Here is a 13,156-nt window from a genome sequence, read left to right on the forward strand (position 1 = left end):
GTGACGCCCAACCGCACCCACCTGACCTACGCCTTTGCCTGGATCCTGTTCTGGACGCTGATGGCATCGGTGAGCGTGCAGGATTATTACCGCGACCACCAGGGCAAGGCCGTGTGGCAGCCGCTCCTGTGGGAAGGCTCGTCGATGGCGGTGGCCACCTTGCTGCTGCTGGTGCAGCGCCATTTCACCGCGCGCCACCGCCACCTGCTGGCCAGCCCGTGGCGCTGGTTCGGCCTGAACGCCTTGTGGCTGCCGCTGTACTGGATCTGCTTCACGCCGCTCGTGTTCGGCATGCGGCATGCGGTGTATGCGCTCGCCGGCCTCGAATACAGCCACCGCGCGTGGCCGGAGCTGTTTTTCTACGAGTCGCTGAAGATCTCCATTCTCGTCACCGTGTTTACCGTGATCCGCTTCGGCATCCTGTCGTACCAGGAGCTGACCGAAGCGAAGCTGCGCGCGCAGCAGGCCAATGCGCTGCTGCGCCAGGCGCAGTTGCAGCGGCTGACGCAGCAGATGCAGCCGCACTTCCTGTTCAACGCGCTCAATACCGTCTCTTCGCTGATGCACACCGACGTCGCGCGCGCCGACGCCACCCTGATCCGCCTGGCCGACGTGCTGCGTGCCACGCTCGACGTCAGCGAACTGCATGAAGCGCCGCTGGCGACCGAACTGCGGCTGGTGCGCGGCTACGCCCAGGTGATGCAGGAGCGCTACAGCGATCGGGTCGACATCGCCTGGTGCATCGACGACGGCGCGCTCGACTGCATGGTGCCGTTGATGAGCATCCAGCCGCTGCTGGAAAATATCTTCAAGCATACCGTCGAGCGGCGGCGCGATTTGACGCGCATCGTGGTGACGGTCGCGCGCGAGGAAGGCCGGCTGCAGGTCACGCTCGACGACGACAGCGGCGCGCTGGCCGTCGGCGGCGCGCCCGGCATCGGCCTGAAGAACCTGCGCGAGCGCCTGGCGGTGCTGTACGGCGAGCGCGCCAGCGTGGCACTCGTCGCGCTGGCGCCGGCCGGCGTGCGGGCGCGGATGGAGCTGCCGTGCGCGTGCTGATCGTCGACGACGAGCGCCCGGCGCGCGACAAGCTGCGCCGCATGCTCGAGCAGGAAGGCGGCATCGAGGCGATCGACGAGGCGCGCGACGGCGTCGACGCGCTCGAGCGCATCGCCCAATTCCGCCCGGACGCGCTGTTTTTGGACATCCAGATGCCGGAAGTGAGCGGGCTCGAACTGGCAGCGTCGCTGCCGCCGCCGGCGCCGCCGATCGTATTCGTCACCGCCTACGACCAGTACGCGATTGCGGCGTTCGACGCCAGCGCGATCGACTACCTGCTCAAGCCGTACGACCAGGCGCGATTGCAGCGCGCGCTGCAGCGCCTGCGCGAGCGGCTGCGGGCGCCGGCGGCCGATGGCATGCCGGCGTCGCTGGGCGCGATCCATCCGCTGCGCCAGCTGCTGGTGAGCGAGCGCGGGGTCACGCGCGTGGTGCGCGTCGAGCAGATCGGCTGGATCGAGACGGCCGATAACTACGTGGTGCTGCACTGCGCCGCCGAGCAGCCGCTGATGCGCCAGACCCTGGCCGGCCTGCTCGACCAGCTTGGCGCCGGCTTCGCGCGCTGCCACCGGCGCGCCGGCGTGCAGCTGGCATGGATCGAGCGTGTCGTCGCGCTCGACAAGGGCGACTGCGAGCTGGTGCTGCGCGGCGGCGCGCGGGTGCCGTGCAGCCGGCAGTACCGGGCGGCGTTGATGGAGCAGCTGGCGGCCCACTCACATCGCCGTCATTCCTGACCGAAGAAACGATGTCCGCCCCGCCGGCATCCCGCTTCGCCCCATTTTGCTGGCGCCCGCCGCTACCGCCCGGCTACTGTGACACTCGTCGTCCACTACCGAGAACGCGTCATGTCGCCTGCTTCTGCTAACAATAACGCCCGCCTGTATTTCCTCGACTGGGTGCGCATCGCCGCCTTCTTCGTGCTGATTTTTTACCACGTCGGCATGTACTACGTGACTTGGGGCTGGCACGTCAAGAGCGAGTTCGCCAGCGACACGGCCGAGTCGTACATGATGCTGTCGTCGCCCTGGCGGCTCGGCCTGCTGTTCCTGATTGCGGGCGTGGCCTCGCGCTGCATGCTGGCCGCCACCAGGCCTGGCGCCTTCCTGCGCCAGCGCAGCTGGCGGCTGCTGCTGCCACTGGTGTTCGGGATGCTGGTGATCGTGCCGCCGCAGCCGTACTTCGAGGTCATCGAGAAGTACGCCTACCAGGGCAGCTATGCGGATTTCATGCAGCTTTACCTGCAGCGCTACCGCGGCTTCGTCAGCGGCGCCGGCCAGCACCTGATCCTGCCGACCTGGAACCACCTGTGGTTCGTCGCCTACCTGTGGGTCTACACGATGCTGATTGGCGCGGTGACGATGGTGGCGGGACGCCACCTGGATGCGCTCTCGCAACGCGCGGCGCAGTTGCTGGTCGGCTGGAAGACGCTGGTGCTGCCGGCGGCGGTGCTGGCCCTGGCAAGGATCGTGCTGCAAGCGCACTACCCGCAGACCCATGACCTGGTCCACGACTGGTACAACCACGCGGTGTATCTGTTCCTGTTCCTGGCAGGCGCCCTGCTGGCCCGCCAGGGTGCATTCTGGGCCCAGCTCGACGACCTGCGCTGGACCGCTCTGGCGATCGCGCTGGCTTGCTGGGCGCTGCTGAAGATCTGCTTTTCGCTGCCCGACGGCCTGGTGTCGGCGGCCCAGTGGGAATGGCTGAACCCGCTTCATCGCGCCGGCTGGGGGCTGTGCCAGTGGAGTGCGATCGTCGCCGTGTGCGGCTTCGCGCACCGCCACCTTCAGTTCGACAGCGTCGCACGGCGCTACCTCGGCCAGGCCGTGTTCCCGGTGTATATCGTGCACCAGACGCTGATCGTGTCGATGGCGCACGCGCTCAAGCCGCTGCGGCTGGCGCCCGGCATCGAGGCGATCTTGCTGGCAGTGCTGACCTTGACGGCAAGCTTCGCCGTGTTCGAAGTGGTGCGCCGCTATGCACCGCTGCGCCCGCTGTTCGGGCTCGGCGCGGCGGCGCGCCCGGTCGCGCCGGCTCTGGCGAGGATGCCCGCGCACGCTTGAAACGGGCAGCGATCCGGTGTCAGGTCTGACATTCGGACATTTCGCGTTTGAAATGTCCGAATGTCAGACCTGACACCAGTTTTTTGGCGGCGCAAAAAAGCCGCATTCGAGATATCGGATGCGGCTTTCTTGTTTCGACGCCCAAGCGGTCAGCTCAGGCGCGTGCCGACGCGGCGATTACGCGCCCTTGCCGGTAGAGCCTGGGCTGGTGCCCTTGCCGGCCTGAGTCTGGGACGAAGCGGACTGATCGGAGCTGCCGCCCATCTGGCTGCCGCTCTGGCTGCCGCTCTGCATGCTGGCCGCGCCGCCGTTGCCGCGGCTGCTGGCGCCGGTCTGGAATGGATCGCTGAACTTGCGCATGGTTTCCTGCTGGGTGCGGATGCCGCGCTCGGTCTCTTCCGATGCCGCTTTCTGCACTTCCTGGGCCAGCGCCTGGGCAGTGCGCGACGTTTCCTGGACGTGCTGCTCGGTCACGCGTGCCAGTTCGACCTGGGCATCGGCCGCCACGCGGGAAATGTGCTGCTGGTAGGCACGCAGCTTTTCGGCGGCAGGCTGGGCACGACCGCTGGCAGCGCTCAGCGCTTCGGTCGGACGCTGGGTGGTCATCACTTGCTGGCCTGCAATGGTGGTCTCTTCCAGCAGGGTCTGGGCCAGCTGGATATTTAGGTCGCACATCTGTTGGAACGAATTGAACATTGACTTGGTAACGTCGTTCATGAACGACACTTGCGCATCCATGTGGGTACGGACGGCCGGGGTAACTGATTGAGCGAATGGATACATTAGTGAACCTCTAAGAAGGAATTGGTGATTTGATAGCAATCCTGCGCACGGGGCTGGCTAACCCGGCATCATGTGCGCAGTCGCGGCGGCTACTCGGTGAAAACAGACTCGCTCCCCATTGGAAGCGCCGGTTCTCAGCACGAGGTACAAGGCTAGGGCACCTTGCCTTTGCGAGTTTGATTTGTATCAACTGAACAAGCCTTGCGGTCGACCGAATCGCCCCAAGCGGCCTCAGCTTGCAAACGAAATGGTGCAGCTTGTGTTGCGACGCACCAAAAAAGCTGCTTTTCGTGCCGTTTAGTGCTGACCGGCCAGCGCCTCGCCCCTTGGACCGGCGAATGTGCATGGCGCAAAACTTGCATGCTTGGCAGCATCCACACTTGTGCCAGGATCATTGCATGCTGCTTCGAAATGATGTGCTGGAATACGGCGTGCCCGCCCGCGCCATTCGCATCCTGTGGATCGATCCGCGCCAATCGGTGGCCTACACGATCGCCATCAACACCGGATCGGCACAACCGCAGATGGCGCTGGTGGCGGAACTGGTCGACGATGTGCTGGCGGGCCGCGCCAGGCTGCTGCTGGTCGATCCCTACGCCGCGCGCGCACCGGACGGACCGCTGCCGGCCAAGTACCTCGAGGTGCGCGCGCGCGGATGGCAGGTAGTGACCGCGCTGGCCAGCCAGGAGCCGGCCATTTATCAGGCGCGGCAGCGCGGCAAGCTGGTGCAGCAGTACAGCGCCCTGCATGGCACCTCGCATCCGACCATTTACCGCTACCTGCGGCGCTACTGGGAACGCGGGCAGACCGCCGACGCTTTGCTGCCCGACTACGGCAACTCGGGCGCCAAGGGAAAGACGCGTGGCGCCAGCGTCGACATCAAGCGCGGCCGGCCGCGCAAGGTGGATGCCCACGCCGGCTTGAACGCAGATGCGCAAATCCGCCAGACGTTTCGCGCCGCGGTGGCGCGCTACGCCGTCACGCACGCCCAGTTCTCGCGGCGCGCCGCCTACCGCCAGATGATCGAGGATTTCTTCAGCGGTCAAGATGCCGGCCTGCTGCCCACCTTTGGTCAATTCAATTACTGGACCGAAAAGGACCAGGCCGCAGCGCCGCCGTAAGCGCGGAGCGGCGGCGCCGTTCCAGTGCAGTGCGCTCGCGCCCATCATGGTGCGGCGCATCAAAAAACTCCACTTATCACCCCGTTTCGGCGCTGCCGGGCCGCCGCGCGCGTCCGTGCGCCGCGCACGCGCTCGCCGCGCGCATGCAAACAAAGTGTGTTCGTAAAAAATAAAGTGCATCGCTGCCGCCGGCAATAAAACGTCGTCAGCGAACACGGCGGCGCAGGCCTCAAACCGCGATCGCACTTTGTTTTTCAGTCACCCGACGGCGCCGGCGTTGCAGCCGAACCGACTTTGTTTTTCATGCTCGATTTGTCAATTATTGGCACACGGCTTGCTTAGAGCAATGCTGTAGCACAGCAGTAATTTCTCTAGCAAACATCAACGAGGTGGCCGATGAATGGTGTGCACAAAGCCGTAACGCGGCGCGATTTTTTATACAATGCAGCAGCGGTGGGCGGTTCGGCGCTGATGTTCAACACCATGAGCGCGTGGGGCATGGGGATAGCCTCCACCGCCGCGGCGCCGCCGGCGCTGAGCGGCAGCGGCAAGGGCAAGAAAGTGGTGATTCTCGGCGCCGGTCTGGCCGGCATGACCGCCGCTTATGAACTTGGCAAGCTCGGCTACCAGTGCCAGGTGCTCGAAGCGCGCGGTTTTGCCGGCGGGCGCTGCCAGACGGCGCGCAAGGGCTTCCGGCTGCACGAACTTGGCGGCGACGCGCAAACCTGCGTCTTCGACGACGGCCAGTACATCAACCACGGCCCCTGGCGCATCCCGCTGCATCATCAGTCAACCTTGCACTACACGCGCCTGTTCAACGTGCCGCTCGAAGTGATGGTCAACGACAACGACCATTCCTTCGTCTATCTCGAGAACGGCGGGCCGCTGGCGAACAAGCGGCTGCGCCCGGCGCAGCTGAAGGCCGACATGCGCGGCCACGTGGCCGAACTGCTGGCCAAATCGGTCAAGACCAACCAGCTCGACCAGGCCTTGAGCGCGGACGACAAGACGCTGCTGCTCGACTACCTGGCCCATGAAGGCCAGCTTGCCGGCGCCGACCTGCGCTACCAGGGCCGCAGCGGGCGCGGCTACAGCGTCAACCCCGGCGCCGGCCTGACCACCGGCACGCCGTCCGATCCGCTCGGCTTCCGGGACCTGCTGGCGTCGAAGGTCGGCAAGGTCTACAGCGCGGTGCAGGACTACCCGATGCAAAACACGATGTTCCAGCCGGTCGGCGGCATGGACGCGATCGCGCGCGCCTTCGAAAAGCGCGTCGGCCGCCAGATCCGCTATCGGGCCGACGTGCAGACCATTCGCCACGGCGAGAACAAGGTCACGGTCAGCTTCAAGGATACCGGCAGCGGCAAGCTCTCCAGCATCGACGCCGACTACTGCCTGTGCACGTTGCCGCTGTCGGTGCTGCGCAATATCGACACCGATTTTTCGCCCGCCCTGAAAGCTGCCGTCAAGTCGGTCGCCTACGCGCCGGTGGGCAAGATCGGCCTGCAGATGAAGCGCCGTTTCTGGGAGGAAGACGACCATCTGTACGGCGGCCACGTGCTGACGGACATGAAGGCGATCAACCAGATTTCGCTGCCGTCGACCGGCTGGCAGAGCAAGAAGGGCGTGCTGCTCGGCTACTACCACTACATGACCGATGCCATCGAGATCAGCGCGCTGGCGCCGGCCGAACGGGCCGAGTTCGCGCTCGCGGCTGGCCAGAACATCTTTCCGGCCTACCGCGCCTCGTTCGACAGCGCGTTCTCGGTGGCATGGCACCGGGTGCAATACAACCTGGGCGGCTGGGCCGAGTGGACCGACGAGAACCGCAAGAGCGCCTACCCGCTGCTGCTCGAAGGCGAAGGACGGGTCCTGCTGGCAGGCGAACACCTGAGCTACCTGACCGGCTGGCAGGCCGGCGCCATCGAATCGGCCTGGCAACAAATCGAAAAACTGCACGCCAAGGCCAGCGCATGATCGCCGCGCGACTGATCGCGTCGATGACGCTGCTACTCGCTGCGGCGGCGCCGGTGTCCGCCCAGGCGCCGGACGGCAAGATGCTGTTCGCCAAAAACTGCGCCGCCTGCCACCTTGCCAACGGGCGCGGCATCGCCGGCGCGTTCCCGGCGCTCGCGGCCAATGACTTCGTCAAGGGTTCCGCGGTCGACGTCGCGACGGTGCTGCTCAAGGGCCGCGGCGGCATGCCCGACTTCAGCGGCAGCCTCGGCGATGGCGACATCGCACTGGTGCTGAGCTATGTGCGCAGCAGCTGGGGCAACCAGGCCGCGCCGCTGCAAGAAGACGAGGTCGCCGCGGTGCGCGCGGCGTTGCAGCTGCCAAAGGCGTCCGGCGGCGTGCGCGGCAACAAACACTGATTCCATTTTATCCACTCCTGAAAGGTCCGACATGAATTTCCCACTTGCCCGGCAACTGATTGCCCTGTCGTGTCTGCTGCCGGCGCTGGCCGGCGCCCAGGCCATCGTGCGCCACAAGATTCCCGGCTCCGACTTCCCGATCGCGCAAGCGGTCAGCATCGCGCCCGGCACCACCATTCACTTCATCAGCGGCCAGGTGCCGCCGCTGGCCGACAAGGCCGCCGACCCAAACTCGATCGCCGCCTTCGGCGACACCAAGACCCAGACGGTAAACGTGCTCAAGAAGATCCGCGACATCCTGCAGGGCATGGGGCTGGAGATGGGCGACGTGGTGAAGATGCAGGTGTTCCTGGTGGGCGACCCGGCCAAAGGCGGCCGGGGCGACGTGTCCGGTTTCATGGAAGGCTACACGCAGTTTTTCGGCGGAGCGCAACCGAACCTGCCGGCGCGCGCGGTGTTCCAGGTCGCCGCCCTCAGCAACCCTGGCTGGCTGATTGAAATCGAGGTGGTGGCGGCCAAAAAATAAGCGCGCCAGCACGCCGTCCCGCACCGCCCGTTCACCATTTTTTCACTTCGAAGGAAACTGCATGCACAAGGCCATCCTCACCCCGATCGCGACCGCCGTCCTGCTCTACACCGGCGCCAGCTTTGCCCAGCCGGCCGAGGACAAAGCAGTCGAGCCCGCAGTCGTTGCCGCGGAAGCGGCCGCCGGCGGCGTCGTCATCGTCACCGGCACCCGCGCCACCGGCATGAAGGCCGAGAACAGCGCCTCGCCGATCCAGGTGCTCGACGCCTCGGCGCTGGCGCGCACCGGCCAGCCGGACCTGATGCAGGCGCTGGCGCAAAACCTGCCGTCGTTTAACGCCCAGGCGTTCGGCAGCGACATGGCCAACATGACGCTGTCGGCGCGATTGCGCGGACTGAGCCCGAACAACACGCTGGTGCTGGTCAACGGCAAGCGCCGCCACGGCACTTCCAACCTGGCCGTGCTGGGCGGGGCGTTCCAGGGTGGCGCCGCGGCCGACCTGAATTACATTCCGGTGGCCGCGATCGACCATATCGAAGTGCTGCAGGATGGCGCCGCGGCCCAGTACGGCACCGACGCGATCGCCGGCGTCATCAACATCATCCTCAAGTCGAATTACCGCGGCGGCCACGCCAGCGTGACCGGCGGCGGCTACAAGGACGGCGGCGGACGCACCGGCGACGTCAGCGCCAACATTGGCGTGGCGCCCTTTCCGACCGCCTACCTGAGCCTGACGGCCGAATCGAAATACCACGGCTTCACCAATCGCGGCGGCATCGACCCGCGCGTCATCGACCCGGCCACGCTGGCCGCGCAGCCGACCTTGACGGCAGCGCCCGGCTATCCCTACCTGAACAAGATTTCGGGCGATGCGCAGTACCGCCAGCACGTGCTGGCGGCGAACTTCGGCTTCGAGCTCGGCAGCGACGCCGAGTTCTACAGCTTTGGCACGTACGGCAAGAAAAAGGCGCGCGCATTTGAAAACTACCGCATGCCGAACCGCTTGCCGCAGATCTATCCGAACGGCTTCAGCCCGCTCGAAACCTTCGACGAAGAGGACTACGCCTTCACCGCCGGCGCCAAGGGCAAGCTGGCGAACGGCTGGCGCTGGGACCTGGCCAGCACGTTCGGCAAGGATGTCAGCAAGCTCGGCGTTGCTACCTCGGCCAACATCTCGCTGTACACCGATACCGGCGTCACGCCGCAGACGTTCGCCGCCGGCCAGTTCAAGGCCAGCCAGTGGACCACCAACTTCGACGTCAGCCGCGACTTCGAGCTTGGCCTGGCGACGCCGATCGTGCTGGCCATGGGCCTGGAACACCGGCGCGACAGCTACGAGATCGTCGCCGGCGACGCCGCCTCGCGCTACAAGGAAGGCTCGCAATCGTTCCCCGGCTTCTCGCTGACCGACGCCGGCAAGCACGACCGCAGCAACGACGCGGCCTACATCAACGTCAGCGGCCAGCCGGTCAAGGATCTGACGGTGGATCTCGCGGCGCGCTTCGAGCATTTCAGCGACTTCGGCAACGCCCGCGTCGGCAAGCTCACCATGCGCTACGATTTCACGCCCGCGGTGGCGCTGCGCGGCACGTTCAGCAACGGCTTTCGGGCGCCGACCCTGGCCGAACAGTTCTATTCGGCCACCAACGTGTCGCCGCGCAGCGCGTTTGTCCAGCTGGCGCCGAATTCGGCCGGCGCCAAGCTGGTCGGCATCGACGGCCTCAAGCCGGAGGCGTCGACCAACATCAGCGCCGGCATCGTGCTCAATCCGTCGACCAGCGTCACCGTCACGCTCGACGCCTACCAGATCAGCATTCGCGACCGCATCGTCGGCAGCGGTTCGCTGTACGGCTCGGGCGGCTCGGTCAATTCGCCGGCGGTGATCGCGGCAATCCGGGCCAACGGCAACGTGCTCGATCCGACGGTGGTGCAGACCGGCATCAACATCTTCTCGAATGCGGTCAACACGCAAAGCCGCGGCGTCGAGTTCGTCGCCACCCTGGCCAGCAGTTACGGCGCCTGGGGCAAGGTCGACTGGTCGGCCGCGGCCAACTACAACAAGGTCGAGGTCACCAGGATCAACCAGGCGCCACTGCAGTTGCGTCCGCAAACGCTGCTCGACGCCACCGCCATCTCCGACATCGAGACGGCATCGCCGAAGATGCGGGTGAACCTTGGCGCGCTGTGGCGCATGGGCGACTGGACGGTGAACCTGCGCGAGGCCTACTACCGCAAGTCGTCCGAGATGGGCTCGTCCGACGGCGCGCTGTACTACCAGACGACCATCAAGGGGCGCGCGCTGACGGACCTGGAAGTCAGTTACAAGGCCAGCACGGCGTTGACCTTGTCGATCGGCGCCAACAACCTGTTCAACAAATATCCGGACATGGTCAACGCCAATTTGCTCGCCGAGCAGCGCGCCAACCTGGATAACTCGGCCGTCACGGTGTACCCGTCGTTTTCGCCGTTCGGTATCAACGGCGGCTACTACTACGTGCGCGCCGGCCTCAAGTTTTAAGTGCCCCCTTGCCGCCCGGGCCTGCTGGCACCGGCGGCAATTCTGCCCCACAATCCTTGCAAAACCTCGCCTTCGGCTCGTGGCCCTTGGTATGGCAGGCGTCGCACGCGCGCTTCGACGATTGGCGCGCCGCGCCGCGCAGGTTGAAGCGCTGGGCGGCCATCTCGGCGGTGACGATGCCGGTGGGCACGGCCAGGATGCCCCAGCCGAGCAGCATCATGAACGACGCGATCAGCTTGCCCAGTCCGGTCTGCGGCGTGATGTCGCCGTAGCCGACGGTGGTCATGGTGACGATGGCCCAATACATCGCCATCGGAATGCTGGTGTAGCCGTGTTGCGGTCCCTCGACGACATACATGACAGTGCCGAGGATCAGCACCGCCATCAGCACCACCGACAGGAATACCAGGATCTTGCGCCCGCTTGCCACCAGCGCGGCGCCGAGCATGGTGTACTCGTTGATGTACAAGGTCAGCTTGAAGATGCGGAACACCCGCAGCAGGCGCAGGATGCGGATGTCGAGCAGCGCCGCCGCCTCCGGCACGAACAGCGAGAAATAGGTGGGCAGCACCGACACCAGGTCGATGATGCCGAAAAAGCTGGTGGCGTAGCGGATCGGATGGCGCACGCACAGCAGGCGCGCGATGTATTCGGCGGTAAACAGCAAGGTGATGCCCCACTCGAGGGCGTTCATTCTCAGGTTGTGGCGGGCATTGATCGCCGGCACGCTGTCGAGCACGACAACGGTGATGCTGACCACGATCGCGCACACCAGCGCGATGTCGAACGTGCGGCCGGACTTGGTGTCGGCTTCGAAGATGATGTTGTACAGACGGCGGCGCCAGCCGGCCGGCGGCTTGCCGTACATTTCACCGGCCTTCTTCTCGGGAAGCGGGGTGGTCGGCTGAGTAGTCACCGTGTCTCCGGTTTTTATGCAAACCGCAATGATAGCCCGGACCGGCCCGGTTATGCATTTCAACCGTGCCATAGTGCATCCTGTCGCATGGCGCGGGCGCCCATGCCGCCGCCGGGTTAACGTTGCAACATCATAACTAATGGCCACCGCGATGCCCTCTCCTGTCATCGAATTACGCGGCGTGCGCAAGGCGTTCGGCGCGCACAGCGTCATCAACGGCCTCGACCTGTCGGTGCCGGCGCACAGCATTTTTGCCTTTCTCGGCAATAACGGCGGGGGCAAATCGACAGCGATCCGCCTGATCACCGGGCTGCTGCGCGCCGACGCCGGCGACGTCGAGGTGCTCGGCATGGATGTGCGCAGCGAGCGGCGCGCCATCCTGGCCCAGGTCGGCGCCATTGTCGATGCCGCCTGCTTCTACCCGAATCTGACGGCCGCCGAATTCCTGCGCATCGGCTGCACCATCAAGGCGCTGCCGCGCAGCGAGATCGGCCGGGTGCTCGACATGGTGTCGCTCGGCGCCGCGCGCGACCGCCTGGTCGGCCGCTTTTCGCTGGGCATGAAGCAGCGGCTGGCGATCGCCCACGCGCTGCTCGGCTCGCCCAAGCTGCTGATCCTCGACGAGCCGTCCAACGGCCTCGACCCGGAAGGCATCCGCGACATCCGCGAGCTGCTGGCGGCGCTGCCGCGGCAAGGCGACTGCACCGTGTTCGTCTCCAGCCACAATCTCGACGAGGTCGAGAAGATTGCCAGCCACGTTGGCGTGCTCAAGGGCGGCGCGCTGCTGTTCCAGGGACCGCTGGCCGAACTGCAATCGCGCCACGCCGGCGCCCTGCTGGTCGATGTGCGCGACGCCGCGCGCGCCGGCCTGGTTCTGGCCGAGGCCGGCTACCGCGCCGAAGCGGGCGCCGGCGTCAACCAGCTGACCGTGCATGGCGTCGAACTGCAGGGCGCCGACAAGGTCAACGCGCTGCTGGTAACGTCCGGCGTCGGCCTGGTCCAATCGGTATTCCGAACGCCCTCACTGGAACAGTGGTTCCTGGAGGAGCATCATGTTTAAGCTGCTGTCGATGGAATTGCTGAAGGTGAAGCGCTCGCAGGCGGTGTGGATGATGTTTGCCATTCCGCTGGTGGTGCTGCTGCTCAACGCGCTGATGATGCTGAAGAAATTTTCGATCGGCGCGCTCGGTGAGACGCACTGGGCGCGCCTGTGGACGGGCAACACGATGCTGTGGTGTTATTTCATGATGCCGCTGTATATCGCGCTGATCACCAGCCTGCTCAATGGACTCGAACACAAGAACCAGACCTGGCGCCTGATGCTGACCCTGCCGGTGTCGCAACGGCAGCTTTATGTGGCGAAGGCGGTGCTGGCATGGCTGTTCGTGGCGGGCGCGAATGCAATCCTGGTTGGCTCGGTCGCGCTGACGATCGCGCTGCTCGGCGTGGCCGGCGCATCGCAGCAAGGCGCGTTCGTGTTCCCGATGCTGGCGTTCTGGGGCAAGGTGTCGCTGGCCTGCATTCCGGTGCTGATCATCCAGCACGCGGTCAGCTGGCGCGTGCGCAACCTGGTGCTGCCGCTGGCCGTCGGCGTGATGGCGACGATGGGCATCACGCAGATCGGCAGCTCCGAGCACTGGATCTGGTATCCGTGGAGTTACGCGCTGATGGCGGCCAATGGCAGCGATCCGGCGATGCAGTCGCAGGCGCTGATGCTTGCGGGCGTCGTTGGCGCCGGTTTGTTCGCCCTCACCGTTTACGTGCTTGGCGGTCGCGAAACAGAAACTTGAACCAGATC

Annotated in this window: 12 protein-coding genes; 10 read left to right on the forward strand and 2 right to left on the reverse strand. The window is 65.6% G+C overall.

From position 1 onward, the window contains the following. The 3 genes from CR105_RS14475 to CR105_RS14485 all read left to right on the forward strand — a co-directional run bounded on the left by CR105_RS14475 (nt 1) and on the right by CR105_RS14485 (nt 3,119). Nucleotides 1–1,059: a sensor histidine kinase gene (locus CR105_RS14475; RefSeq protein ID WP_099789207.1), complete on the forward strand. Its 1,059-nt coding sequence runs from the start codon at nt 1–3 to the stop codon at nt 1,057–1,059. Then, on the forward strand, nt 1,047–1,793 hold the full coding sequence (locus CR105_RS14480; protein WP_099789209.1) for a LytR/AlgR family response regulator transcription factor: 747 nt from the start codon (nt 1,047–1,049) through the stop codon (nt 1,791–1,793). Before CR105_RS14475 ends, CR105_RS14480 begins: the two co-directional genes overlap by 13 nt. Before the next feature lie 111 nt (nt 1,794–1,904). Beyond that, the gene (locus tag CR105_RS14485) at nt 1,905–3,119 is read left to right on the forward strand and encodes an acyltransferase family protein (protein ID WP_099789211.1); all 1,215 of its coding nucleotides are present in this window, start codon (nt 1,905–1,907) and stop codon (nt 3,117–3,119) included. A 177-nt stretch (nt 3,120–3,296) separates the two neighbouring features. Here the strand turns inward: CR105_RS14485 and CR105_RS14490 are convergent, their stop codons facing one another. Further along, nucleotides 3,297–3,902 (reverse strand): phasin family protein, encoded by a 606-nt coding sequence (locus CR105_RS14490; protein WP_099789213.1) that lies wholly within the window; start codon nt 3,900–3,902, stop codon nt 3,297–3,299. 398 nt (nt 3,903–4,300) lie between these two features. On the opposite strand from CR105_RS14490, the gene CR105_RS14495 reads away from it, so the two are divergent. The 5 genes from CR105_RS14495 (at nt 4,301) to CR105_RS14515 (ending at nt 10,442) form a co-directional block, all read left to right on the forward strand. Further along, nucleotides 4,301–5,023, forward strand: a complete 723-nt coding sequence (locus CR105_RS14495) for a hypothetical protein (RefSeq protein ID WP_099789215.1) — start codon at nt 4,301–4,303, stop codon at nt 5,021–5,023. Between the two features lie 405 nt (nt 5,024–5,428). Continuing rightward, nucleotides 5,429–7,000: a flavin monoamine oxidase family protein gene (locus CR105_RS14500; protein ID WP_229413948.1), complete on the forward strand. Its 1,572-nt coding sequence runs from the start codon at nt 5,429–5,431 to the stop codon at nt 6,998–7,000. Next, nucleotides 6,997–7,398, forward strand: a complete 402-nt coding sequence (locus CR105_RS14505) for a c-type cytochrome (protein WP_099789217.1) — start codon at nt 6,997–6,999, stop codon at nt 7,396–7,398. The genes CR105_RS14500 and CR105_RS14505 overlap by 4 nt, the downstream gene beginning before the upstream one ends. Before the next feature lie 31 nt (nt 7,399–7,429). Beyond that, nucleotides 7,430–7,924: a RidA family protein gene (locus tag CR105_RS14510; protein WP_099789219.1), complete on the forward strand. Its 495-nt coding sequence runs from the start codon at nt 7,430–7,432 to the stop codon at nt 7,922–7,924. A 61-nt stretch (nt 7,925–7,985) separates the two neighbouring features. Next, a complete protein-coding gene (locus CR105_RS14515; RefSeq protein ID WP_099789221.1) occupies nt 7,986–10,442 on the forward strand; it encodes a TonB-dependent receptor plug domain-containing protein in 2,457 nt (818 codons plus the stop codon). Here CR105_RS14515 and CR105_RS14520 read toward each other — a convergent pair. After that, on the reverse strand, nt 10,432–11,310 hold the full coding sequence (locus tag CR105_RS14520) for an ion transporter (protein ID WP_099789223.1): 879 nt from the start codon (nt 11,308–11,310) through the stop codon (nt 10,432–10,434). The genes CR105_RS14515 and CR105_RS14520 overlap by 11 nt on opposite strands. A gap of 199 nt (nt 11,311–11,509) precedes the next feature. On the opposite strand from CR105_RS14520, the gene CR105_RS14525 reads away from it, so the two are divergent. Continuing rightward, a complete protein-coding gene (locus CR105_RS14525; protein WP_099789478.1) occupies nt 11,510–12,418 on the forward strand; it encodes an ABC transporter ATP-binding protein in 909 nt (302 codons plus the stop codon). Then, entirely contained in the window at nt 12,411–13,148 is a 738-nt protein-coding gene (locus CR105_RS14530) for an ABC transporter permease (RefSeq protein WP_099789225.1), read from the forward strand. Before CR105_RS14525 ends, CR105_RS14530 begins: the two co-directional genes overlap by 8 nt. The last annotated feature ends 8 nt before the right edge of the window (nt 13,149–13,156 follow it).

It is taken from the genome of Massilia eurypsychrophila (assembly GCF_002760655.1).
GTDB lineage: Bacteria > Pseudomonadota > Gammaproteobacteria > Burkholderiales > Burkholderiaceae_D > JAFCUW01.

Excerpts from the sequence above, each read along its gene's own strand:
- CR105_RS14485 (WP_099789211.1), top strand. The coding sequence starts at position 1,905 with ATGTCGCCTGCTTCTGCTAACAATAACGCCCGCCTGTATTTCCTCGAC.
- CR105_RS14490 (WP_099789213.1), bottom strand. The coding sequence starts at position 3,902 with ATGTATCCATTCGCTCAATCAGTTACCCCGGCCGTCCGTACCCACATG.
- CR105_RS14495 (WP_099789215.1), top strand. The coding sequence starts at position 4,301 with ATGCTGCTTCGAAATGATGTGCTGGAATACGGCGTGCCCGCCCGCGCC.
- CR105_RS14505 (WP_099789217.1), top strand. The coding sequence starts at position 6,997 with ATGATCGCCGCGCGACTGATCGCGTCGATGACGCTGCTACTCGCTGCG.
- CR105_RS14510 (WP_099789219.1), top strand. The coding sequence starts at position 7,430 with ATGAATTTCCCACTTGCCCGGCAACTGATTGCCCTGTCGTGTCTGCTG.
- CR105_RS14515 (WP_099789221.1), top strand. The coding sequence starts at position 7,986 with ATGCACAAGGCCATCCTCACCCCGATCGCGACCGCCGTCCTGCTCTAC.
- CR105_RS14520 (WP_099789223.1), bottom strand. The coding sequence starts at position 11,310 with ATGTACGGCAAGCCGCCGGCCGGCTGGCGCCGCCGTCTGTACAACATC.
- CR105_RS14525 (WP_099789478.1), top strand. The coding sequence starts at position 11,510 with ATGCCCTCTCCTGTCATCGAATTACGCGGCGTGCGCAAGGCGTTCGGC.
- CR105_RS14530 (WP_099789225.1), top strand. The coding sequence starts at position 12,411 with ATGTTTAAGCTGCTGTCGATGGAATTGCTGAAGGTGAAGCGCTCGCAG.